Below are 23,862 nucleotides of genomic sequence, written 5' to 3' on the forward strand. Positions count from 1 at the left end.
CGGAGGCGCCAATAGAAAGCAATTGTCGCCAGATCGCAACGCCCGGTAGCAGAAACCTAGGCAGGCCAACCGACCCTTCCCAGGGGGTCAATTTCGCCTTTCGACATCGTTCGGCGGACTCGACTCTTATGTTCATGACATGTTCTAGTTCGGCATGAGAATGAAAATCCTTTTGCGAAGCCGGTCCGCTTTCTGGGCGTCTCTCGCCTCGCTTCAGGGCGACGGCCTGGACCGCAACTTGGCCTGCCGATCTGAAAGTAGGAACGTCAGGCACCAGTTGAACGCTTGCCAAAGCACGTCCGTCGAATGCGCGCTCGTATTCGAATCCATAGGTTCGGACGGTTGAGCACCGCTCGGTACGTGGTGCTGGTGAACGCCATCTCCTTTTTCCAGTTCGGGACAAACGCTTCGGGCTTCTCGCGTGTGAATAGCCAGGCGCCGTGACCGTACGTCGAGAGGAAATGGTTTTCGTAGGCGGCCTGCATCGCTTCGACATCCGCAACCTTAACGGAGTTAAAGATCGACCATGCTTCGGTGGGCGGCGCCGATCGCGAACGGAGCAGATCGCCTCCACGTCGCAACGCCATGGAGATCTGCCATGCGTAGGGCTGATACGCCTGATGTACAATCTCGCTGCACCAATCGTACAGATGGCGAAGCTCCTTCACACGGAACCCATCGGCCTGAAAGAATTCCGGATGTGCAGCTATAAATTCTTGATGGAAGCCGTGCCGGAGTTTCGGCGGCTTGCCCTTGCGGTCGTTTGGATAAACCGCGATCAACCGCTCAAAGCGGAGCTCCATCGCCTGCCGAAGAACGAATATCGAGGCGATCTGAGCAATCTTGTGGTCGAACGGCGGCCCCGAAGCTACGTATGTGGATTGGAACGCCAAACCACGCGCCAGTCCAAAAATCTCCCAGCTAGTGGCATGCGAATTCTTTACGCCGTTGAAGAATGTCCAACCGACCTCCTTTCGCTGAAGGAAGGGCAGTATCTCGCGCAGGTCGAACAGAAAATCGATGATGACGCGGCCGTACCTCGAGAGGACGGCGTAGGTGATCGAACCGCCACTTTGTCCGCGCATCTCGCGATCGAGGATAGTGAGCTCCTCCAACGCGACCCGCAACTGGTATCGCAAGTAGGGTATAATCGCTCGCTCGTTTTTGAACGTTGGGCTTTGTCGAAAAATCTGTTCGGCAAGTTGATCCTGGCTAAGGGATTGACCGCGATTATGTTTGCGGTCCAGCGCCGCTATGTCGGCAAGGAAATCCGCCATCGCCTTGTCTGCGGCAGCATCGGACGGCAGAGCGGCCTGCGCTCTGGGGGCAGGATTCAAGATCTTCAGAAGCGCTTGGGCAGGCGTGACGGTAGAGGACGTGGTCATGTTCGTTTCTTGCAATGCTGGTGGCCAGAGATCGAGTGGCTACGTGCCGTTTCGATCGGGGGTGCGCCGAGAGCGCGGAATGAGTTGAGGGTTGCCAATCAGCGCTTCGCCGCGGGCTTCTCTCGCTAAACCGCTCCACGGAGTCGGCGGTTTATAGGAGCGAGCTACGGCTTCTTCTGTTGCGTGACTCGCGCGATGCTACCGTCCTTCTTCCCGACACGGACGGTGACGTCGTTACCGGTCGTGGGCACCGAATATGTGACGACGTAGGCGTCGTTGTCGGTCACCATTTCGGTGAAGTGGATCCTGTCGGTCGTGAGCTTCGTTTCTTTGGCGACGAAATCGGCGGCGGCGGCAACAGCACTCTCTGGCGAACCCGATGACGCGAAGAGGCGATTCACCGCGAAAGTTGCCGTGAAGACCAGCACTACCGAAAGACCGATGATGACGATGCGCGCGTGATCGCGCACTCCGTTCGCGTACTTCGCGACCTCGTCGGGGTCCCTCGGGTCTCGCGCCGTCACGGTCAGCAAATTTGCGTAGGCCGACAATCCCATGATGGCGAACGCCACGACGACGAGAAGCCCCGCCCCGGCAACGACCAATATCCATTTCGCCAAACCATCTGCAGGAATGCGCGACGGATCCGTGAAAAGGGCCGCGACGCCGCCGATGCCGACCAAACCGAGGGTCAGCGTCTGCTTCAAGAACTCGAAGCGACCGGAATTCGCGTCGATCGTGTCCTTGAGCGGCGACGGAGGCGGCGTCACTGCACCGTTCATCATCGCCTCAGACGGGCCAACAGGTGCAACCGAAGAGGCTTTGCCAACGGCCCATGTTCTGGAGTACGAAGACGCCGCCGATCGTCTTCTGGACTTTCTCGACCTTTTCACGCGAATCCGCTTCTTTCTGGAGATCGTCCAGGAATTTGGGCATCTTCTTGACAATTCGATCCGCAACCGGATCACGGTCGACGACCGTCGCAAAATCTCCAAGACCAAGCGTGTCGGTCTGGGCCGCGATCAAGCCCTCCTTGAGGATTATCCTCGCCTGCTGACTCAGTTTCCAACCCGAACGCTTCTCGAAGCTTTGGAATATAGGCTCGAGCGGGTCGGGGCTAGACTCGACCATGACCATGTATTACCTCCGGGAAATAACTCACGTGAATGCAACCAGGAGGCATCATAGGCCAGCTTGGTGATATTTGTCTTTAGGATTTCGTCGCCCCGTCGGCGGAAACACCCGCTAGGGCGGGGTTGGTGCCTAGTGCGAGTGAGGAGAACCAAGAGGCGGTCGCCAGCTTGCAAGTTCGTCTAAGTCGACGAGATGGCTCGCTCCTGGCCTGAGCCTAAGGGCGAGCTCCCGTGCGATCCAACGTCATCACACAACACCTGGGCATCGCCTAGAGATGACAAGTCTTGCACACTGCAGCGGACAACGTTGCTCGTCCGCAGCCGGAAGTAAGGAGATGCAGACCTGTGCCGCGACCGTTGAGGCGGACAGAAAGCTCGGGAATTCCGTCGGTATCGACGCAAGCACTTATCTTGGTCGTTAGCCCACCTCTCGATCGGTCCATTAGCTGTGCATCGCCCCATCCCGCGCTGAGCACCTTCATCAACAACGTGGAAAACTCTAGAACGGAAACCGAGCTATGTAGTTAGAACGCTCTCCTCGATGGGCTTTGAGCGTCCGCTTCCGCAAGGTGTCCTCGATGCTGCTCCAGAACGGCATCCCGCCGACCAGATTGAAGATGTTCGCCCGGACCCGGGGCAGCCCTCGAGGCAGTCGGCAAAATGGCTGGCCAATCGGATGCGACTATGCTAGGTTACATGTAACCAAACATGGGGAACCGATGGCGACTGCCTCAAGGCCCAAGCCTGGTCGGATGAAGGTGCGGGAACATCGCAAGAGGCTGCGGGCACAGGGCTTGCGACCTATCCAGCTTTGGGTGCCCGATGTGCGGGCTTCATCCTTCCGCAAGCAGGCTCATCGTCAGTCACTTGCTGTTGCGGCCAGCAGCCATGCCCGCGACGATCAGGCTTTCATCGACGACGTGTCCGACCTGGACGATAAATGAGACGCGGTGAAATCTGGACCGTCGCTGGCGGCAAGGATTACGCAGGCAAGCCGCGCCCCGTCGTCATCGTGCAGGACGACAGTTTCGACGCGACCGACTCCATCACCATTTGCGCCTTCACCACCGATCCGACCGATGCGCCGTTGTTCCGGCTCATCGACGAGCCGAAGGAGCGCAACGGCTTGCTCTCGACATGCCGGCTGATGGTAGACAAAATCACAACCGTTCCCAAGGCTAAGGTCGGCAGTCGTGTTGGGCGTCTCGACGACGAGGATATGGTACGGCTCAATCAGGCGATGATGGTGTTCCTCGGTATGGCCGTATCCCCCAGAAGCAGAAGAAAATGAGGCCATGGCCGCTGCCTTGAGCGCCGAGCCGCCCACACGGACGGCCATTCCAAGAGCATTGACATTTCAACACGAAAATCCGGATAGCCATTTATACTTGCTGGCGAAGGCTTCCTGTTCCCCTCCGTCGCCCAGCTTGAGACGACGGCATAAGGCCGGAACGTCATAGGCTTTGGCGTCGGCAATTGCCGACGCGAGCAGGTGACGAAGCTCCTTGATCATGGCAGGCGGAAAGGAAGCGGGCATCGAAGCTGGTGTCGGCTGGCGCGTGCGCTGTCGTTCTACTCGGAAACGTTATCAACGGGGGGAGCGCAGGATATTCCTATCGCGACCGTCTTGAGAAACATAAATCGAATTCCCGCCGCTTCGAGCGTCTTGCGCAGACGATCCGACGTCTCGGAATATGGCACGGATAGCCCCTGCTCGAAGCGATTCAAGGTATTCTTGGATACGCGAGCTTTTTTCGCCAGGTAGTCCTGATTCCAGTTTAGCCAGGCCCGCGCGGCTCTAACCTGCGCGGGCGAGATGGTCGGATCCGAGGCGTTAACCATAACTTAGGACTTTTCTTCCCAGCCCGCTTCCGGATATTCCTATCCGCCTTCGGATTTGTTATTATTAAGACGTTGTTAAGCATGGCGTCTGAGCGGGCGGGATAAGAGACGCCATCAAACCAGCAATCGAATCCTACAACGCAATCCTTGCCAGGTCCTTTGGCCGGAAGGAAATGACGTTGCTCGGCTCTGTCTCGGCCGACAAGGAAAGTGGGCAAATGAGTCCTTAGCGCGACCGGGATGGCGGGGCCGGGGTTGGCACCGCCAGTGCGGAATTACCTAAGCATTCGACTTACCGTTCAGTGACAACCACCTTGCGATTGGAGGAGCGCATGCGCATGACCTCTGGAAGCGTTGTTCAGGGCAATCAGCTGCCAAGCACGAACGTCCGAGCGGCTTTGGCCGGCCGGCTGGCGGCCCCGCCGATCCATTGGTGGCGTATTCGAAGCCCACATGACTTCAGTAAGCGGGATGTAAGAGCGCTACGTGAGGCGCTCTTGAAGACCAACCTAGTGGCGGATTGCGATTGGCTTCGGGCAGTTGGGGGAGATGCGGCGGCGGCCATCGGGATCGCCATAAATAGGCTCAAGAGCCACGGGATGAGAAATCCTCTGACGGACGCTGTCGTCTCAGCTGTTCTCTGCTGCGCCCTCGAAGGTGATCCGGCTGCACGAGTTGTGATGCTTTCGGCATTAAGGCGCAGGGCAAAGATAGATCCAATCTGCCATGGGCTTCGTCTTCGCTGGCTGCATGCCCGTTAGTAAGACCTCTCGCGGTTAAGAGCACTCAGACGAGTACGACGATTTCGGCGAGAACGTTCGCTTGAACGGCTCTGTCGAGCGTTCCAACGCGTGCCCGAGACCTCTGAAAGCTTGGAGCAATAGGATGACCCACTCCGGGTGTGATTGGCGAATCATCCTAATCAATGACCACCGGGACCTATTTCATCCTCCTGCCAGGGCCCCCGTGGCCGCACAAGGTTATCCGGCCTGCGGACAAGGCTGGCGTGATCTTCTCGATCGCGTCTGCCTTCGGATCGCCGCCGCACTTACCGACGGCGATACCTTCCAAGTGGTCCAGGTCAAAGAAAAGTTCGGCACGCTTCGGTTCTGCTGGCGCGGCAAGCTTTCGGATGCCTCTAGGCAAAAGGTCGAGGAAGCCATCGATCTGGCGGAGGCCCGGTCCGCCTGTGCCTGCGAGCAATGCGGCGAAGAGGGTCGGCTGTATCGCGCAGGCGGCGTGCTGAGCACCTGCTGCGCAGCGCACGCTAAGGGGCAGCCCGTCGCGATCAAACCCGGGTTTGAGAACGTCCATCTCGTTCGACGAATCGTCGGCGGCCAGTCACGAGTGACCTATCGCCGCTACGATCGGACGACCGACAGCTTCGTCGATGTCGATCCAGGCACTCTCGCAATTGAGGAGAAGTGAGATGACTCCGATCAAGAAGGATTGGCGGATCGAATTGATTGAGGCGCATTCGAACCTCTTTCACCCGTCGGTCGGCGCGCCCGAGGCGACACAGGGTTATCCCACTTGCGGTGATGGCTGGCGCGATCTGCTGGAGCGTCTCTCCACCAGGATCGAGGCCGCAATCGCCGAGGGCGGCGGCTGGCTCCGCATCCTCGAGATCCAGGAGAGGTACGGCACACTTCGCTTCTCTTGGCGCGGTGAGCTTTCAGACGAGTCCAGGAGGAAGATCGAGGAGGCGATCGCGCTGGCAGAGGCCCGGTCTGCCTGCACCTGCGAGGAATGCGGCGAAGCAGGCCGGCTGCACCGACATGGCGGGGTGTGGATGACGCGCTGCCCTGCGCATGCAAAGGGCGAACCCGTTCGCATCGAGGCCGGCCTCGAGAGCTTCCACGTCATCCGCGTGACGGAGCTGCACGATATGCGCGTCTTCTTCTGTCGCCCCTACGACCGCGCCACCGACACATTCGTAGCCATCCCGCCGGAAGCCCTCGAGGAGTAGCGAAAATGGCCCGTTTCCGCTGCCGCGCCTGCGGCGAGGAAGTCACCTTTGTATACGATGTATACGCCAGACGGCATGTCTGCCCGCGCTGCGGCTTCGTCGATGTCCAGTTCGCGCTCTCGATCGAAGAGGTCGCCGCCGACGATCCGTTGATCACCGCCTTGGCCAAGCTTGCCGAGAGCGACCCGCCCGACACCGAGACCTAGACAATGCGCTTGTGGATCGTGTCCGACCTGCATCTGGAGCTGACGCGCGGCTGGGACCTGCCGCCGCCGGCCCTGCGCCCGCGCTTCGATGTCCTTATCATCGCCGGCGACCTCATTCCACGAGCGGAGCGCGGGGTGAAGTGGTTGCGCGAGCGCGTGCCGGATCGGCCCATCGTATACATCATGGGCAATCATGAATTTTATGGAGTCGACATTGACCGCACGGTCGAGAAGGCGAAGGAAGCCGCCGTCGGCACCAACGTACATGTGCTGCAGAACGAGACCGTTCGGATCGGCAACGTCACCTTCGCGGGAGCGACGCTTTGGACTGATTTTGCCCTGTTCGGCGACCAGCGGCGTGCCATGGCGATCGCCGCCGAGCGGATAAACGATTTCAGGAAGATTCGGGTCAACCGGTACGTCGAGCGCTTTCGGCCGCCGCACGCGCTTGCGCGTCATGAGGAATCGCGTGCATTCCTCGAGACCGAGTTGCGCAAGGCACATTCCGGACCGATCGTCGTGGTCACTCATCATGCGCCGCATGCAGTGGAGCTGTGGATATCCGACTCTCCGACCGCGGACGACATCCTGACCGCCGCCTACCGCAGCGACCTGACGCTGCTGATGTCGCCGGGACCCGACGACGGGCGCGGCGTCTTGCGGCCGGCGGATCTCTGGATCTTCGGGCACACGCACGAGTCCGAGGATACCGTCATCGGTCACACGCGTGTGGTGTCGAACCCGAAGGGCTACGGCCCGTGGAGGCCCGGCCTAGCTTGGGACAATTCACGCTTCGATCTCTATTTCGTCGTCGAAATCTGAGGGAGGCTGACGTGACTGCAAGCAACCGCTCGTCAATAGATTTATCATCAGTACCCCTACCGATAGAGCTCCTCTGGCAACGCGGCTGGCCGCCCGCAGCGGGGCTTTTCTGGTCGCACATTAAAGAAATCGGCGACGTGCCAAGGGACGACACCGCTGCGGATTTCTGGTCTGGGGAGAAGGAGCGTTGCAAAGAGGCATGTAAAAATCTCGCCGACCTGTTGTTCGCCGCAGGCCACGGCAAGGAGAGCGCTTTGTGCACTGATGCTGGCGGCCGATCCGACCAAGCCACAGACCTTCGAGATCGTTCTGCCGCAGCTTGCCTTTGCCATCGAACATTTGTGGGAATGGCCGATGGCAAGGGCTACTAAGCACGATGTTCTGCAGCTTCTGGGCGTCTGGTGGCGAGCCGCTCGGGGTGATTTCGCAGATAATGACAGCAGTATCTTCTGGATTGCTCGGATCGAAATGTTAGACCGAGACGATCCATCGGAAGGTCTACCGCCGGCGCGCGTTCAGAACGAAGGTGGACAGAGAGGCGAGCCGGAAGAACCGGGCATCGTCGTCATGCCGAGCGGCAAAGCAACCAAACTCAACAACTACCAGTCCGAATTCAAGGGCCTGGTGGACGCCAAGCTGCCGTTGCGGCTTGCCACAGATATCGAGGCGGTGCGCACGAAGCTGATGGCCGAATATCCTTATGCCATTGGCGCAATCGACCTCATGCTGCGCGACCTTCGTGAAGGTGAACCGGTGCGACTTTCGCCGATTTTGTTGACGGGTCCCGCAGGGGTCGGCAAGTCGCGGTTGGTGCGTAGACTCTTCAACGACCTGCTTGGCGTCCGAGTGTACCGCTATGACGGCGGAGGTGCGAGCGACAACATGTTTGGTGGCAGCCCGAAGGGCTGGGGTAACACGGTTCCATCGGCGCCCGCGCGAGCCGTCAACCAGACACAGCTCTCAAACCCCATCGTGCTGGTCGACGAGATCGACAAAGCGGGCACATCGTCGCGCAATGGTCGCTTGTGGGATGCCCTGCTGCCATTTCTAGAGCGCGAAACCGCGTGCTGCTACCGCGACGTCTCACTCGATGCTGAGTTGGATCTGTCCTGGATCTCGCATATCGCGACCGCGAACAGCGTTGAGGAATTGCCGACGCCGCTGAAGGACCGCTATCGCATCGTCAAGGTGCCGGCACCGCGACTTCCAGACCTCCCGGCCCTAGCGGCCAGTGTGCTGCAGGAGCTCGCACTCGAGAGTGGCGAGCAAGGATTCGTTTGGCCCCTCGCGAACGACGAGATCGAGGTAATGGGGCGCGCCTGGGAGAAAGCAGGATTCAGTATTCGTAAGCTTCAGAGAATCGTGGCGCCCACCGTCGCGGCGCGCAATTCCACCGCCGTGAGACACTAAATGCCTCTCGAGTCGCGTGGCACAACCGGGATTTCGAACATGTCGATGAAAGAGAAGAATGCGATGGCGCAATTAAGGCGCGACTTCGAGTCCTATATGAAGGGAGAAGTGCCCTCTTCGATCGAGATCGGGCGCGCACCGTTGCTTGAGCACTGGCGCGCAGTCTTCGTGCACGTTGCCCGCAAGGAGGATCCTAAGGCCATGCTCCTAGTTCTGGTGGGAAGCGTCGCCGGCCATCCCCAGCACTCCGACGGCACCAGGATCTATACTTCACAACTGATCTGGCTCGACCGTAGCCGGAAGTGGGCGCGCACCTGGAATCGGGTCTATCTGCTTGGCGGGCGCGGTAATGACGAAGCCGATACCAGTGAGCAAAAAGTGACGCCGGCTTCCCGGACAGGAAGTTCGTAAGACCGCCGACGCCAGGCTCTTTCAAACGATCAAGCTAGAACCACCGATCAATGGCCAATAGGAGGGCTCATTGCTAGTCATCACTATCGACCTCGTTCCCGGCGGATACGAATCCCACCGTCGCCGGATCGGATCGATGCGCATCGCAAACTTGAGCGATCTGGCCGATCGCTCGGACTACCGAATAGAGGCCATAGAGAGCGCCAATCCGCTGACCGGCGCCAAGTCCCGCCACGCGGCTTGCACTCTACGTGCATACGACCGCAGGCAGAGCGTCTTTGCGTTGCTGGCCAAAGCTTGCGAGGAGATCATGGAGGCGGATTTCGTCGAACTCTAACTCGGCAACCCGGGTGGAGGTGATGCCGGCCGCTCTTAGACCTGACGGGCGGACTCTCTTTCGAGCATGTAGCGGGTCGAAACCGTAGTTAACGAAATCGAAGCCTTGGAAAACGCCGCATGTGACATCGGCCATCCTGCAATCAGGAAGCGCCGAAGCCGATTGGCATCTCATTTTTCCGCTATCCCGAGAAGCACCTCAGTCTCTTCCGCAACGCACGAAGCAGGAATTCGGAGCTCACGAGGTGGAGCATTTCTGCACCTTCCATTCGGTCAAGACGATCAAAGCCGTTCCTGCGAACAACTTGGCGATAAGAGATGCGCTCATCCACCTGACGCTCGATCATACGGTCGTTGCGATCGACTACTTCGAAGAGATCGTATCGGGCAATGTGCGCATTCGCGCGGATTCGATCTTCGCCAGAAACGCAAGTGGACGTCATCTGCTTGAAATCCTGCCGTCGAAGCGACCGACGCAGCAGGTAATAGAAGTTACCCAAGGCATGGGTATCCGTCGATGGACAATGACGGATGCGGAAATCGCAGCAGAGCCGCGACATGGAAATGAAAGGGAAATCTGGCGGCATGCCGGACGAACGGTGCCGGTGCATATGCGCATGCAGATTCTCGCAGAACTTCGCAAGCGAGGAGCCGTCGGCATGGATGAGCTTCTTGCCTCGCTGGTCGGCTTTAGTTCGAATAGAGAAGCCATTTTGGCGCTCGCCTGCGCGGGCATCGTCCGGATCGATTTGAACGCGGGGCCGCTCGGTCCGCGTACGTTGGTTAGCTATGGAGATTGAACCTTCGGCGATCAACGCAATCCGTCCGATCGCATTATCCTATTGGAAACCACCGGCCACATTTGAAGCCGAACAGTTCCGGCGCGAGTCGTGCATCAACTTCACTTTTACCGGAGGGCATTACGGTCTGAGCGCAATTCGTTCGATGTGATGACCTCGGGTGAATGTATCCTTTGTTCACCTTCCTAAGGTCGCCGTCATGGCTCGTCGACGTTACGCATGGACTGAAAAACGCATCGCGAAATTCCTGCGTGAGGGACGAGGACTGGGGATCGGTGCGAGCTACACGCCCTGGTTGACCGTCTCCGACATCCCCTCTCTCGGCAAGTGCCACCGCCTTTTCTGGCCGGTGACCGGTCGCGAGCATCATCTGCTGTCCGACCTCGAGTACTACGCTTTTCTGCGCAAATGCTTCGACGACCGCACTTTGGATATCAGGGAGCAGTTTCCGCTGCCGCGCCACGAAACGTTAGAGATCGCGACCAAGCTCGGTGTGAAACATCCGAAGATCAACGGCGTTTACATAGTCATGACGACCGATCTTCTCGTCACCCGTTCGACTTCTTCGGGACCGATCGAGCGAGCCTACGCTGTGAAGCCGGACGACGAATTGCTCGACAGACGTACGATGGAGAAACTGGATATCGAGAGGACCTATTGGGAAAAGAAGGGCGTGACCTGGGCCATCATTCCGGGGTCGAGCCTCAGAGGCAACGTAAGTTTCAATCTCGAATGGATATTCGATTGCCTGCGCGACCAAATGACCGAACCCCCTGATGAACCGACGGTCCGTGAGCACCTGGTCGACGCGATCGAGGGGCTTGGTGATTTTCCGTTGCGCACGGTTTGCAGCGTCGTAGACGGGCGACTGGCGCTGGCGGCCGGCCGTACACTTAGCACGGCAAGACGGATGCTCAGCGAGAAGGCTCTCCTCGTGGACCTGAGCGTCAGTAACCTGTCGAACCTTCCGGCCTCGCGATTCTCAGTCGTGGAGAGATAGAGTGACACTATTGCAACGTAGAGGCCCCACCTTGGTCGAGCGCATGCTGATCAAGGAGACCGTCGATGGCGGACGGCTGTTTCGTATCGTCCATGTGGACGATTCTGGCGACAGGATCTGGTTTTTCGACGTGAACGAAAAGACATGGCCCGTCCCATACGACCGGGCGGCATTGATTGCTGGCTTTCTTTTCGATCCACCCTCTTTCGCCATCGAATATGATGAACCTTTTCCGATCCGCCTCTCGCCGGATGATGAAACGGATTCGGCCGCTGATCGAGCCCATGACCGCCAATGGGACATCATCCTTCATCTATTAGGCGACGAAGGCGGCAGAAACCTGCTCTTCAAGTCGACGCGCAAGCGCAGGATTGATGAAACCACCGCTGCAACGGGCGTGACGCGACCTACCGTCGTCACAGCCATAATGCGCTATTGGCAGCGTGGCATGACCTTCAACGCTATCCGTCCTGACTACTCGAAGTGCGGCGGACCAGGCAAGCCACGAAACATCGTCAGCGGACGGAAGGTTGGGCGCCCTCGAACGATCACGCCTGGCGTCGGCGTTTCGGTAAATGACGATTTGCGGCGGATGATGCAAGTAGGCGCAGATCATTATCTCAACGAAAAGGCGCCTTCGCAGCAACAGTCCTTGGACTACGTCGTTGGCTTGTTCTTCCCGCAGCAACTCGAGGACGTCCGTGCTGGAAGGATCGCAGGCATCGAAGAGAAACCCACGCTGAGGCAGTTCGGTTATTTTCTCAGAAACTATCATTCTCTTAATCGACGTTTCCGAGCCCGACACGGTCAAAAGAAGTTCGATCTGGAAGGTCGGGAGATACTTGGCAAAGGCGAGCAAAATGCGCGCGGTCCAGGCGACAAGTTTCAGATTGATGCAACAATCGCGGACGTCTATCTGCGCTCACAATTCGATCGTCGACGCATCGTCGGGCGCCCCGTCATATACTTCGTCATTGACGTCTGGAGCCGTCTCATCGTCGGCATTTACGTCGGATTCGAAGGACCTTCATGGATAGGAGCGATGATGGCGCTGACCAATATGGTCACGCCAAAGGTCGAATTCTGTCGTGAGTTCGGTATCGAGATCGACCACGACCAGTGGCCTTCCCACCACGCTCCGCGGGCAATTCTGGCCGATCGAGGGGAATTGCTGAGCGTCCGGCTAGGAAGACGGATCGTGGACTCCCTTCGAATCCAGATCGAGAACACCAGTCCAGGTCGTGGAGACCTCAAGAGCATCGTTGAGAGACGCTTCGGCGTGGTGCCTGCGATCTTCAAGCAGTTCACTCCCGGATATGTCAAACCGGACTTCGGCACTAGAGGCGCGCGCGACTACAGGCGCGACTCGGCAATGGACCTGACGGACTTCACGAAGATCGTCATACTCGCGGTTCTCGAGCACAATCGCGAGACGGTCGATGGCATCGACACGCCGACCGAGATGACAACGGACGGGATGGCCTCAACGCCTCTCAATCGTTGGAAGTGGGGAATCGAGAACCGCAGTGGATTGTTGAGAGAACTGCGTTTGGAAGACGTTGCGCTGGCGGTTATGCAGATGGATTCCGCACGCGTGACGGAGAAGGGAATTAAGTTTAAGGGTGGCTACTACTCCACTGAGACCGCCGATGCGGCCGGCTGGTTTTCTAAGGCGAGATTGAAGGGAGAATGGACAGTTAAGGTTTCCTATGATCCTCGCAGTCTGGACAAACTTTACATCTGGGATCCGAAGACACCTCGAGGCTATGAGATCTGCCGTCTCCTGGATCCGTACCTAGAGCTGAAGGGCAAGTCCCTTTTCGAATACGAGGAAAAGGAGCTTGCTGCAAAGGTGCTGCAGGCTTCCGGCGAAGACCTTCGTCAAGCGAAGCGGATCGAAACTGACCTGGAGATGGAGAAGATCGAACAGGAAGCGCTTGCCAAGGCCCGGGCAGTCGACGACCCCAACGCATCAATCGCTTCGCAGGTCTCTGCGATCAGGAGTAATCACGCTGCAGAGAAGGCCTTTCAACGGCCCATCGAGAAGATCGATTTGTCGCCCGACCTCGCCCCCTCGGTAGCGCTACTCCCGCAAACGCCCGAGGACACATCGGATTCGTATGAGGCTGACATTCGCAACATGCTCGAGCGCCTGGAGGCAGGCGACAAAAATCTCGAACCGTAGAGGATAACATGCATTTGGAATTGATTCCGGCAATCTACAGGCCCTCGAGTTTGGCAGAATGTGCGGGAAACCCGTTGATCGAAGCGCTGCCCCCGCTCAGGACGGGAGAACAGATGCTCCCACATTTTGGACGCAAACCACGGTTCGATGAGACCGAGCGCACACTTCCAGAGACCCATCGCATGTTGTGCGTCAGCCGGCTAAACAACTACTTGGTCATGATGCCTGCTCATGCGCACATCATTGAGCAGATAGGGCTGCTGATCCATAGTGGCTACGTGCATCGCAATCCGGTCCGACCGGAATTCAAGAAGTCGCTGGTACACTTCTATCGGCAAAGCATGGGAGGCGAGATTCGGCCGATAGAGACCTCCGGCCCGTCGACTGCTCCGTCCTTCTCACTTTTCGGGGTGTCGGGCGCAGGAAAGAGCACCGTTGTCGAACGGGCACTTTCCTTCTTTCCCCAGGCGCTCAGCCACGTGGACCACGGCATTTTGCAGCTCGTCTGGTTGAAGGTTGACTGTCCGATGGATGGCAGCTTGAAGCAACTGCTGCTGTCGATAATCGCAAAGATTGACACAACCCTCGGAACGAACCATGCGAAGTCGATTGGTCGCACCACTACCATCGACAAACTCATCCTGGATGTCGCAAAGATCTCGGCTCAACATCACCTCGGCGTGCTGGTGGTCGACGAGATACAGCATCTTCTTTCCGCCCCAGGGGTTGGGCCGGCCAAGATGCTCAATTTTTTCGTGACATTCGCGAACGAAGTGAAGGTTCCGTTCGTCGTGCTAGGCACGCCTAAAGCTAAGGGCTTCCTTGATACGCTGTTTCGCGAAGCCAGAAGATTGAGCGACCATGGGTCGACGACTTGGGATCGCATGGCGCGAGATCAAGACTGGGATTTCTTCTTAAAGGCGCTCTGGAAGTACCAATGGCTACAGAACGCTGAGCGCCTGAGCCCCGAGTTGTCGGAAGCATTCTATGCGCAGACGCAGGGGATCAGCGCACTCGTCGTCCGCCTGTTCCAATTAGTTCAATTGCAGGCGATCCGCGGCAAGACGGAGCGAGTCACTGTGGGCTTGATCAACAAAGTGGCGAAGGAGAAATTTGCTCTCTTGCGTCCTGCCCTGGAAGCTTTGCGGAGCGGCAATCAGAAGCGAATCAGCGATTTCGAGGACTTGCTTGCTGCGGGCATCACTCAACTGAACGAGCAATTGGATCCGGAAAAACAGGCGCAAACGCTTAAGATGGCGCAGAAGCGGGTCAACGAGCAACGCAAACGTTTGACATCTAATCTGCTTCATGTTGGCCAAGACCCTAAACTGGTGGGGGCTATCGTTGACAAGGTCGTCTCAAGCGCTAACGCCGACGCAATTGGGTTCGAGCAATTGGCGACCTTGAGCAAGAACGCCCGATCTCCTTCCGCTGCCAACAAACTAGTAGCAACTGTCCAGGAGGCCGAGGCGGCCAATGTGGATCCGATCGAGGCACTGGCAGCGGCGGGGCTCATTGCAGAATTGGATGACCGATAGCATGAATCTTTGTCTGCCTCGTCCCTATCCTGACGAGCTGATGTATTCAGTGTTCGCCCGGCATTTCGCATATTTGCAGCCGACGGTGATTAGTTCTGCCCACCGGTCGATCGATGATCACAAGTGGTTTTCGATGAGATATGTGAGAGGTGCCGCGGGGCTCGCTGAAAAGACACGTTTGACTTGGGGGCTTTCGGGGCTGCAAATCCTCGATCGCCACACTCTGCTTCCGTTTAATGGAGCGTTCCTCAAGCCTGAAGTACACTTGCAATGTACCGAGTGCTTTATGACCAACAACCCGCATGGCGGGCCTACCGCGCTGGGGATGAGCAATTCGAGCGTATCAGAACCCAAATTTCTGAGATTCTGCGCCTCCTGCCTGCATGAAGATATACAGGGTTATGGCGAAACTTATTGGCGACGACAACACCAGCTTAGCGGAACGCTCGTATGCGTCCGGCATGACGAGCTTTTGAGAGACTCGACCGCCCCTTTTTCGCAAAGAGCCGATGCAACTACGCTGGATGCGACCGCGCATTGCAGCGCAGCTTTCGGACCAGGCATTACATTGAGCACGAACGAGGTGCTTCTTGCTCGATTGATCGCGAAGCGGTCGGCGGCTCTCTTGAACGGAGGTGTAGGGATTTGGCTAACCTCCAATACTAGCTCGCGGTATGAAAGAGCTGCTATCGAGAACGGGTACGGCTTCGGCGTTACAAAACTCAATACCAACAAGTTCGGCAGAGATCTGCTCGGATTCTTTGGGGCGACTTTTCTCGAGAAGCTCGGTTGCCGTTTATCCGAACGTTCGAGTGCTCTCCGCCATATTTTGCATGGAGCTGGCACAAATCACCCGGTGATCCACATCCTCGTTCAACTGTTTCTCGAAGGCGGACTCGAATCATCCCGATCGGGTCTTAAGCCTCAAGTAGTAAACGGAACAACTCGGCAGGAATGGAAATGTCCGAACATTTACGCCGGGCATGACGAGGGCTTCAGAATTCCCGACATATTGCTCCGGCGAACGAAAGACGGCGCGAAATACTATCACGCAAGATGTTCCTGCGGCTTCATGTTTGCCTTCGCGGGAAGCCGCGAAGACGACCTCTACATGCCGCTCGTCTTGAAGACGAGTGGGTATGGGAAAGCCATGGAGAACGAAGCAAGGCGCCTCCACAAGAAGAAGCCATCTGTCAAATATGTGGCGGAGACGATGGGAGTGTCTCACAGAGTTGCGGACCGCCTGGTGAAGCGCGAAAAGAGCAGGAATGAACTCGATGCCACGCGGATTCCCCACTTGCGCGCAGAATGGAAAGAAACGAAATCAAGAGCTGCCTATCAATTATTACTTCGTTGGGACGGCGACTGGATACGACGGGACAAGAGAACGACCAAGAACACCCATCGTACCAATCACTTTGGAGGCGTCCGCCAGAGTATTCGGCGCGGATCACTGACCAATGGTGCATAGTCCTCTTCCCTACGCTCAACGCGGCGGATTGGCTCATTCGTGCGTCGGCAGTTGCGATAAGCCGTTCCGATCGAGAAGCGATCTTAAGAACGATCAAGAGCCCGGTTGGTCACATCGATGCGAATGCAACGCGGGACGCGCTCCGGACCAAGGCCAACCTAGAATGCTCAGATTCTAACGGTCTACACAGGGATTCTGCAGGGTCTTACTGCTAATCGAGGATGCTCACCTAGATTGCAAAAGCAATCAGAGACTTCCGCATCCGATAGCAGTCCGAATGCCAGAAGCGTGCAACCTCTCTCTTCCGCGTCCCTATGAGGGCGAACTATTGTACTCGGTCTTTGCTCGATACGAGTCATACTTACAACCAAGCTCAAAGGACGGATTCCGCAGAACAGTCGCGGAAACCAAGTACGTCCCGGTAACGTATGGCAAGAATCTAAATGAACTTGCGCAACGAACGTACTCAACGTGGAAGTTGTCTGCTTTAGACATTCTCGATCGGCATACGTTGTATCCGTATGATACGTTCTACATGATGAGCGGAGTTCAGGCTGCGCAAAAGTTCTATACAGAACGAAGACATCAAAAGAGCTTCAATGGCCGCGTGGGCGTGCCGACGCCTACGCACCTACGGTACTGCAGGTCGTGCGTTCGTCGTGATCTCGACACCTTCGGCGAAACATACTGGCGGCGCCAGCACCAACTCAGCGGGGTACTGCTATGCAGTGAGCATAAGGAAATATTGGTGAACGGCGTCTCCCGCAGCTCAGCAAACTATGACCTGTATGATGCGACAACGGTTTGGTGCCCCGACGCACTCGAATGCGAGACGTTGACCGAGAGTGAGCATCAATTAGCTCTCGACGTTGCCCGTCGATGCCTAAGCTTGATGACCTCGCCTTCGCCGAGATGGCTCAGTCTCTCCCATCCGATGCACCTTTACCGACAGGCAGCCCTTCGGCTGGGCTATGAATTTGCCGTGCAGAAGCTCGACGCAAAGCGGGTCGCGGACGACTTCTATCAATTTTATGGCACTGAGTTTCTGAACAAACTTGGGATCAAGATCTCCTCTCATTTCACTCAGGTCCAGAAGCTCTTACACGGGCATTTGGAACATCCGTTGTTCCACATTCTTATGCAGCTTTTCCTAGAACGACAATTAGAGTCGAGGAAGATAGATCTTCAAATCAAGCCCAGGCTGACCAGTCACATAAGGTGTCCAAATCCCTACGCAGAACATCCTGTGGATTTTAGAATAAAGGATATTGTTCGCCGGAAATCAGCCGAACGTGGCGAGTACTTTGCCGCATACTGTAGTTGTGGTTACGCTTTCTCGTTTAGAGATACTGACAAGCGCGATTGCACTGTCCCGATTGTCCTCAAACCGTTTCGCTATGGATCGACTTTCGTACGTGAGGCGCGCCGTCTATACAAAGAGAAGCCCTCACCTACCTACGTCGCGGCACGGATGGGCTTATCGCGCAAGCTTGTTGGTCGGTTGATCAAGGGCACTACGGAAAGACACGACCGAGAAGCAAAGCCTATCGCTCAATGGCGAGCCGAATGGAAGGAGGCAAGATCTAAAACCGCCTACGAATCGCTATTAAAGTGGGACCGAGATTGGATCCTTGCGCAAGGAAAGCGGAAGCAGTCGAAGACTCCGAAAAGGTTCGCGATCAGTGTCCAAGATGACGCGGCCATAGCGTCGGAAATTGGGGATGGCGCAAGGGCTCTCCTATCTGTCATGCCGCCCCAGCAGGTCAGCTGCATCGCAATCTGCAGACAGATCGGCAGACCTACCCTTTACATGAGGTTACGAAGCTTGCCACTTTCGCGAGCGGAGATGTCCCGAGTGAGAGAGTCACGAGCGGAGTGGCTAAAACGTAAGTCAGCGATGAACGGTTGATGCACGGCCTTGGTTCTAGCCGGCGGCGCTTTATGGCAAGCGATCGGAGATGGTTGAATGTTCCACGTTGCCTCTGTTGCGCGACCTAAACTTGTTGCCAAGGATTTCGCGCGATTCCGGAAAGACATTGGCCGTCCTCTTCTTTATTCAAAGCTGCTCGAAACCGTGGCGCACATGTATGGGTACGCATCCTTCGGCATGATGTAGCGCGAGGCAGGCAGCGCACCGCCGTCTCCCGACGATGCGGCGGCTGGCCTGGCGATCGCCGAGCAACGGCGAAAAGAGCAGATCGGCGTGCTGACTAATCTCGGGATTCCGACCGAGGCGGCGGCTCAAGCGGTCGCGCTTGTCTCCCCAACCGGGCGCTCGCCAAAGAAGACTGGTCGCACCAGAAGCGGATCGCCTTGAAATGACTCTCGATTTTTGGAGCTACGACTCCCTGAGGATGCGACGTCGGAAAGGCGGCAGTCGCCGTGCTATCCGATGCTATGTCCTTGGATTGGCTCTGTGATTAGATTCACAGCGCGATCATGTGTCCACTTGGTTGCTGAAATCCACTTTGATTCTGATTCCGCGGTACCGTCACGTATGGCATACTCTGTCGGAGTTCATATGGCCTCTGAGATCGCAGCAGCCCTTGCCGGATCCTGAGCATGGCTGAGAATGGCGCACCCAAGGTAGTCGGACCCAAGGTAGTCGGACAATCGTTCTGGCTACAGCGAGGTATCGAACTCCGCAGCGGAGCCGTCACGTCTAGGATCGCGACTGCAAAGTCGCTGACAACCGGAATCGCCTGGTTCTGGAGCGCGTACACCGCGGTGGCGGTGGTTGGCGTATCGATCTCGACCCGACAGTTCACCGCGACACAGTCATTTTTGCTCGCATTGCCAGCAGTGCTGCTGCTGGCCGCCTACGGTGCCGCACTCTGGTCGCAGTCGCACGTCCAGGTGGAGTTCATGCCGAATTCGCCGAGTTCAGTGGAGCGTGCCCACGACGAGATAGCCCGCAGGCTTGGGCGGCGATTGGTAGGCGCCGCTCTACTCAGTGCGGCTGCAGTCCTTTCGGTTGCGGTGGCAATCATCGTGACGGCGATATCCACCCCTGCTGAGACGCCAGTAGTACCGAAACTGACTGGTATGATACTCCGCCGTGAGGGGGAGGAACCGCGTCTTCTTCTCTCCGGGACCGCAGGTCCGGACGCCGACGTACGCGTCGAGGTCAGCAATGGGGAAGGGATTCCTCCGAAGATCGTATCCGTTCCCAGCGACAAGAAAGGTGCGTGGGTTTTGGAAATGCCAGCCCCGGGAAAGGGGCCCTGGACGGTCAACGCGACTTGGACTTCAGGTAAGACAGAAACCCGGCTCCGGGCCGCACCCGTGAATTGACCTGACCAGACTCCACTGCATGGAGGAGCAGTTCACGCCACCTCAATTCGGTTCGTGTCCACCCGCTGGAACGAACACGCGCCGAGCCGTTCCAATTTTTCGACCTCCGGTGCCATGATCGCCAATAACTCGAAGGCGTCCGTCCTCTCATCGAGGTGCGGGCCGGGCCGCAGGATCGCGAGAAATCCGAGAGCTGTGTTATCATCCTCAAGCGATATCTCGTAATCTGAACTCACGAAGTTCATAGTTTCCGGCGCCATGCAGAAGGAAGCCCAATCGTGTCCGAAGTCGGACAGGAGCTTGCTCCGGTGCCGATCAATGACGAGCGCCGAGAATCCATGCTTGAGCCGGCCCAGGATCATCCCAAGGGTGGCGCGGTTGATCTCAGGCGGATCGAAGATGTGCTTGACATCGCCTATCAAGGCGAGCGCCCGGGCGATTACCTTCAAGTTAATTGTGTCGTGTCCTAGCGATATCTCGACTGCCCTGGCATTGTTCGCTATGAAGTCGAGTTCGAAGATGATCCGGCCGAGTTGCTCCTGCCAATATTTGCAGCCCGCCAAGAGACGCGCTGCCATCCTCTCCTTGTAGGGTGAGGTCATGGCGACCACCTGAGCGCTTGGATCCTGCCCTATCTCTTGCCCTCGCCTGAAGCAGGCATCGATGCCCTTCACAAGCGCTTCGATCACGGATGGATGGGTCAAGGTGAAGCGGGTGCCGGTCCATGCGTCGGGAGAGGCCAGACTGCCGAACCATGTGATAAATGGCGCGTGGTGGACTGGATCCATGCAGAGGTGTAATGGGAACCACGGCGCACGCTCGACCAACGAGGTGACGAAGCTACGCATGATCGGATCACAGCCGAGACCAGTGCCGGGAGGGATATCCCATTGCAATATGTAGCGGCCCCAGGTGCGGGAAAGCATCGGTGGGTCCGCATTCGGGTCAGGGTCGCTGGAGAGCAGATCGGCGATCCTGGCCGCGGTCGGGGCCGGATCCTCGTGTCGCGCGATCTTCAGCACGATGATGCCCTTTTCGTGATTCTGGAACCAGCGGCAACGGGCATTGGCTCTCGCCTCCTGCATCCACCCGCGCCGCGAAACGGGTATGCGCGCATTGATGGCCGATACGAGGAAGGCCAAAGTAATGTCCTTCTCGTCGTACCTCATCCGACCGTCGGGTGTCCGCCCGGACCTGACTAGCATCCCGTCCTCGCTGGGACGAAGGACGCTTGGCGCATCGAGTTCCTCGATCGCCATCTCAAGCAATCCGCTCGGGTTGTCGAAGGTCCGTGCAGCCTCCGGGAAACTCAGGGCTCCCAACTTGGTGCCAGCCCCGAACTTCGAGTAGATGGGATGAGGTTGGGGAGCGGGCCCGAGGTCTGCCGCAGTACCGATCAAGGAATCGCCAAGAAGATCTCTGGCCAACCGTAGGAATGCGTCACAGTCCAGGCGTTCGCCGACGCCGACCAATTCGCGTTTCCTCAGTTCCCGGCACAGAGCCACGAATGCGTCCGTGGGACTAGTGCAGCACAAGGATGTCATGCAGATAGGATGAAAGACCCTGAATGCCGCATCCAACAAGAAGTGGCGCGCAATGTCGTAGGCGTACTGATACTCCAGGTCGGGTGAAAATTTCTCAACAATCCGAAGGATCATGTCCTCGTTCCAAGGCCCGACATGCTGGTGGAGTTGAACGAACAATGCGTGGCTCTCGAAGATCGTACTCACGGTAAGTCCGAGCGGCCCTTTCTCGTCCAGGATGTTCCAGTGGGCCTCGATCGCGCCGATCGTCTCGTCGGAGAGTCTCTTCCCCGCATTCCTCAGTATGTCCTTGGTCTCCTTCATCGACTCCTTGGGCAACCCGAGTTCGTTCATTGCCCTGCCTAGCAACGGGAGCAGTTGTCGAATCCATAAATTCATGAAGCCGCACGACGCTGCCTGCATCAGATGGACGTGTTCATGCGTTACCGTATGCGCCTCCGCCGGATTGGTGTGAATGCCGCCCTTCAAGTAAGACTGATACGTCGTTTCGTCGCAGTTGAGAAAGATCAAGCCGCTTGTCCAGTCGAACAGGGCTTGCGTCCCGGGCGGGGGAAAGGACTTCACCAGTATGTCCATCCAAGCTACCTCTTCGAGAGGCGTGGGTGAATTGGAACCAGCCCGCCGTGCCATGGCTCACTCCCCAGGTAAAGTGACGGTTCCATCAGGGTGAATATCGATTTCGTACCGTTCGACGTGTCCGTCCGGACATTCAAGGTAGAGAACCTCGCGCTGCGGCGTGTCAGCCTTTTTGCGCAAAGCTGCCCCGCCGGCAGCGCCGCGCACGGATCCAGGGACATTGACGACCTCTATGCAGCCCGCCTTATGGCGACATTTAATTGTCAGAGACATGGAGCGCACCCCGTCGGATCATCACGGGACTGGGTCGAGCGAGGGACAATTCTATCACAAGGTACCTCGGCGGGTAATCGGCTTTTGTATCGGATACTGAAGCGTCCGGAATATTAACTTCTCGACCACCTCCTCAACGGCGCAATGACTCGGACGCTTTACGCCGCCAGGCAGGCTGATTCCGCGCAGCGATGTGTTGCGGCCGAAGTGCGAGAAGCTGGTGACGCCGGGTGTTGCCGGGAGCATGTGCGAAATCGTCGCTAATCTGTTTGAACGGGGAGGCGCGATGGGTATTGAACTCTCGCACACCTGAACGTCGTGCCGGAGTATATTCCCCGCCAATTTGTACATTTGCTGAGTCGTCGGCCAAGGGCAGTGCGAACGATAAGCTGACGAGCGGTCCGGCTCGATGGAGCCCGGCAGAACCGCGCGAAGGACTCGAAGGCCTCGCGAGAATTGAAGCTTGGTCGGTCGCCAATCGCTATGAGATGGCGACGATTTCGATTTTCTGACGTGACGTCGATCACGTCTCCGACGGACTTTTCCATCGAAGCCTAGCGATCGGTGAAACGAAGGAGATCACTACCCTATTCGGGTCAGCCTCGTCCTCACCCACTTTTTGGACGCGTCCGTCGTCGCCGGCTGAAGGTAACCGTGCTTCCGAAGCCGACGGTGTCGAACGTTGTCGGATCTTGTTTCATGTTAAGTTCGCGAATAAGAACTTTGATGAAGTAGGTCGCACCACCTCAAACGCTGCGCACGATCGGCGCGATCAAGGGTGCCTAACTGGCGCACGCGACGCTCAGTAGGTAATTGACGTTGGCTGCGCCGACGGCAGAGAAATCGACATCCATCGCCCCGCCACCAAGTATCGGCGTTGTGCCTGACATATTGAAATTGACACCTGCTATGTTCCTCGCGGACTCGTTTGTGGCGACGATGAAGTCCCTTATCGATGCGAGCGCCTTGCATAGCGTGGCGACCTGGAATCCCGGACGGCACCGCACCTGACGAAAGCAAGCCTCAAGCTTGGAATACGCATCGTCGAGACGAACTGCCGCTCCTGATAGCACTTCATTCGCTCGGCGGAGGCGATCGGTTCCTGCCAATTGACGCAAACGTTGTGCTATTTGCTCTGCTCTCATGCCTTCGCGCGCCATACGTGCGACTGCCTCGTCAAGCTCCGCTTGAGTCATCTTGGGCTTAATTTCAGCCGCAGCCTCCGATACCATCACCGGACCATTGGCGAGGGTATTCACAGCGCTCATGTATGGCGAACTCGGAGGCAAGAGCAGTTCGAGTGTCAGATTATCGGCCCTGACCATCTGCTGATAGACGTCAAAGGCGGCCTTGAGTCCAACTGTTGCAACGGCCGCACACAGGACCAACCAACCGACGAACACAAAGGTGTGTATTCGCTTCCGGAGATACTGCTCGCCAGTCAGGCCCTCTGGCACATCGACCACCCCCATTTCCGCTTTGATCGCAGGCAGCCGATCCTTTTCGGGTAGAGTTTTGATGTGCCTCATCAACTCGCGGAAGCGATTGACTCGATACGCGATGACACCCCAGGCAACGACTGTCGCCAGGTAGGCAATGAAAGCGAGCGGACTTGCCGCCGCACTAGGAATAGCCCTGAGAAATGCGGCGATGACATCCATCTCGTG

22 protein-coding genes and 1 pseudogene are annotated in these 23,862 nt (G+C 57.4%); 16 read left to right on the forward strand and 7 right to left on the reverse strand.

What is annotated here, in order from left to right:
- Positions 1–266: 266 nt before the first annotated feature.
- The 3 genes from V1277_RS13840 to V1277_RS13850 all read right to left on the reverse strand — a co-directional run bounded on the left by V1277_RS13840 (position 267) and on the right by V1277_RS13850 (position 2,522).
- On the reverse strand, positions 267–1,385 hold the full coding sequence (locus V1277_RS13840) for a hypothetical protein (protein WP_334416648.1): 1,119 nt from the start codon (positions 1,383–1,385) through the stop codon (positions 267–269).
- A 164-nt stretch (positions 1,386–1,549) separates the two neighbouring features.
- Positions 1,550–2,092 carry a hypothetical protein gene (locus V1277_RS13845; RefSeq protein ID WP_334416650.1) on the reverse strand — a complete coding sequence of 181 codons (543 nt, stop codon included), beginning with the start codon at positions 2,090–2,092 and terminating at the stop codon, positions 1,550–1,552.
- An 82-nt stretch (positions 2,093–2,174) separates the two neighbouring features.
- The gene (locus V1277_RS13850; protein ID WP_334416652.1) at positions 2,175–2,522 is read right to left on the reverse strand and encodes a hypothetical protein; all 348 of its coding nucleotides are present in this window, start codon (positions 2,520–2,522) and stop codon (positions 2,175–2,177) included.
- 715 nt (positions 2,523–3,237) lie between these two features.
- Between V1277_RS13850 and V1277_RS13855 the strand changes: the two genes are divergently transcribed.
- Together V1277_RS13855 and V1277_RS13860 are read left to right on the forward strand one after the other, a co-directional pair.
- Positions 3,238–3,462 (forward strand): antitoxin MazE family protein, encoded by a 225-nt coding sequence (locus V1277_RS13855; RefSeq protein WP_334416653.1) that lies wholly within the window; start codon positions 3,238–3,240, stop codon positions 3,460–3,462.
- Positions 3,459–3,809 carry a type II toxin-antitoxin system PemK/MazF family toxin gene (locus V1277_RS13860; RefSeq protein ID WP_334416655.1) on the forward strand — a complete coding sequence of 117 codons (351 nt, stop codon included), beginning with the start codon at positions 3,459–3,461 and terminating at the stop codon, positions 3,807–3,809. The genes V1277_RS13855 and V1277_RS13860 overlap by 4 nt, the downstream gene beginning before the upstream one ends.
- A 281-nt stretch (positions 3,810–4,090) precedes the next feature.
- On the opposite strand, the gene V1277_RS13865 is transcribed toward V1277_RS13860, so the two are convergent.
- Positions 4,091–4,360 (reverse strand): helix-turn-helix domain-containing protein, encoded by a 270-nt coding sequence (locus V1277_RS13865; RefSeq protein WP_334416657.1) that lies wholly within the window; start codon positions 4,358–4,360, stop codon positions 4,091–4,093.
- A gap of 966 nt (positions 4,361–5,326) precedes the next feature.
- On the opposite strand from V1277_RS13865, the gene V1277_RS13870 reads away from it, so the two are divergent.
- The 14 genes from V1277_RS13870 to V1277_RS13930 all read left to right on the forward strand — a co-directional run bounded on the left by V1277_RS13870 (position 5,327) and on the right by V1277_RS13930 (position 19,802).
- Positions 5,327–5,788: a hypothetical protein gene (locus V1277_RS13870; protein ID WP_334416659.1), complete on the forward strand. Its 462-nt coding sequence runs from the start codon at positions 5,327–5,329 to the stop codon at positions 5,786–5,788.
- 1 nt (position 5,789) lies between these two features.
- A complete protein-coding gene (locus tag V1277_RS13875; RefSeq protein WP_334416660.1) occupies positions 5,790–6,329 on the forward strand; it encodes a hypothetical protein in 540 nt (179 codons plus the stop codon).
- A gap of 5 nt (positions 6,330–6,334) precedes the next feature.
- Positions 6,335–6,535: a hypothetical protein gene (locus tag V1277_RS13880; RefSeq protein ID WP_334416661.1), complete on the forward strand. Its 201-nt coding sequence runs from the start codon at positions 6,335–6,337 to the stop codon at positions 6,533–6,535.
- A 3-nt stretch (positions 6,536–6,538) separates the two neighbouring features.
- Positions 6,539–7,357 carry a metallophosphoesterase gene (locus V1277_RS13885; protein ID WP_334416662.1) on the forward strand — a complete coding sequence of 273 codons (819 nt, stop codon included), beginning with the start codon at positions 6,539–6,541 and terminating at the stop codon, positions 7,355–7,357.
- Positions 7,358–7,621: 264 nt separating this feature from the next.
- The gene (locus V1277_RS13890; RefSeq protein ID WP_334416664.1) at positions 7,622–8,767 is read left to right on the forward strand and encodes an AAA family ATPase; all 1,146 of its coding nucleotides are present in this window, start codon (positions 7,622–7,624) and stop codon (positions 8,765–8,767) included.
- Between the two features lie 39 nt (positions 8,768–8,806).
- Positions 8,807–9,178 carry a DUF6634 family protein gene (locus V1277_RS13895; protein WP_334416666.1) on the forward strand — a complete coding sequence of 124 codons (372 nt, stop codon included), beginning with the start codon at positions 8,807–8,809 and terminating at the stop codon, positions 9,176–9,178.
- A gap of 136 nt (positions 9,179–9,314) precedes the next feature.
- Positions 9,315–9,515 (forward strand): hypothetical protein, encoded by a 201-nt coding sequence (locus V1277_RS13900; RefSeq protein WP_334416667.1) that lies wholly within the window; start codon positions 9,315–9,317, stop codon positions 9,513–9,515.
- A 121-nt stretch (positions 9,516–9,636) separates the two neighbouring features.
- Positions 9,637–10,314, forward strand: coding sequence for a hypothetical protein (locus V1277_RS13905; protein ID WP_334416669.1), 678 nt, complete (start codon positions 9,637–9,639; stop codon positions 10,312–10,314).
- Between the two features lie 199 nt (positions 10,315–10,513).
- Positions 10,514–11,314, forward strand: coding sequence for a TnsA endonuclease N-terminal domain-containing protein (locus V1277_RS13910; protein ID WP_334416671.1), 801 nt, complete (start codon positions 10,514–10,516; stop codon positions 11,312–11,314).
- A 1-nt stretch (position 11,315) separates the two neighbouring features.
- On the forward strand, positions 11,316–13,499 hold the full coding sequence (locus V1277_RS13915; protein WP_334416673.1) for a Mu transposase C-terminal domain-containing protein: 2,184 nt from the start codon (positions 11,316–11,318) through the stop codon (positions 13,497–13,499).
- A gap of 74 nt (positions 13,500–13,573) precedes the next feature.
- A complete protein-coding gene (locus V1277_RS13920) occupies positions 13,574–15,037 on the forward strand; it encodes an ATP-binding protein (protein ID WP_334416674.1) in 1,464 nt (487 codons plus the stop codon).
- On the forward strand, positions 15,027–16,508 hold the full coding sequence (locus tag V1277_RS13925) for a TnsD family Tn7-like transposition protein (RefSeq protein ID WP_334416675.1): 1,482 nt from the start codon (positions 15,027–15,029) through the stop codon (positions 16,506–16,508). Before V1277_RS13920 ends, V1277_RS13925 begins: the two co-directional genes overlap by 11 nt.
- Before the next feature lie 277 nt (positions 16,509–16,785).
- Positions 16,786–18,417, forward strand: a complete 1,632-nt coding sequence (locus V1277_RS35000; protein ID WP_442894486.1) for a TnsD family Tn7-like transposition protein — start codon at positions 16,786–16,788, stop codon at positions 18,415–18,417.
- A gap of 653 nt (positions 18,418–19,070) precedes the next feature.
- Entirely contained in the window at positions 19,071–19,802 is a 732-nt protein-coding gene (locus V1277_RS13930) for a hypothetical protein (RefSeq protein ID WP_334416676.1), read from the forward strand.
- A 32-nt stretch (positions 19,803–19,834) separates the two neighbouring features.
- Here the strand turns inward: V1277_RS13930 and V1277_RS13935 are convergent, their stop codons facing one another.
- The 3 genes and pseudogenes from V1277_RS13935 to V1277_RS13945 form a co-directional block, all read right to left on the reverse strand.
- The gene (locus tag V1277_RS13935; RefSeq protein WP_334416677.1) at positions 19,835–21,922 is read right to left on the reverse strand and encodes a hypothetical protein; all 2,088 of its coding nucleotides are present in this window, start codon (positions 21,920–21,922) and stop codon (positions 19,835–19,837) included.
- Positions 21,923–22,676: 754 nt separating this feature from the next.
- Positions 22,677–22,890 (reverse strand): annotated as a pseudogene (locus V1277_RS13940) (GreA/GreB family elongation factor); the annotation flags it as partial.
- Positions 22,891–22,977: 87 nt separating this feature from the next.
- A complete protein-coding gene (locus V1277_RS13945) occupies positions 22,978–23,856 on the reverse strand; it encodes a hypothetical protein (protein WP_334416678.1) in 879 nt (292 codons plus the stop codon).
- Positions 23,857–23,862: the final 6 nt, after the last annotated feature.

The organism is Bradyrhizobium sp. AZCC 1588 (assembly GCF_036924735.1).
Lineage (GTDB): Bacteria > Pseudomonadota > Alphaproteobacteria > Rhizobiales > Xanthobacteraceae > Bradyrhizobium.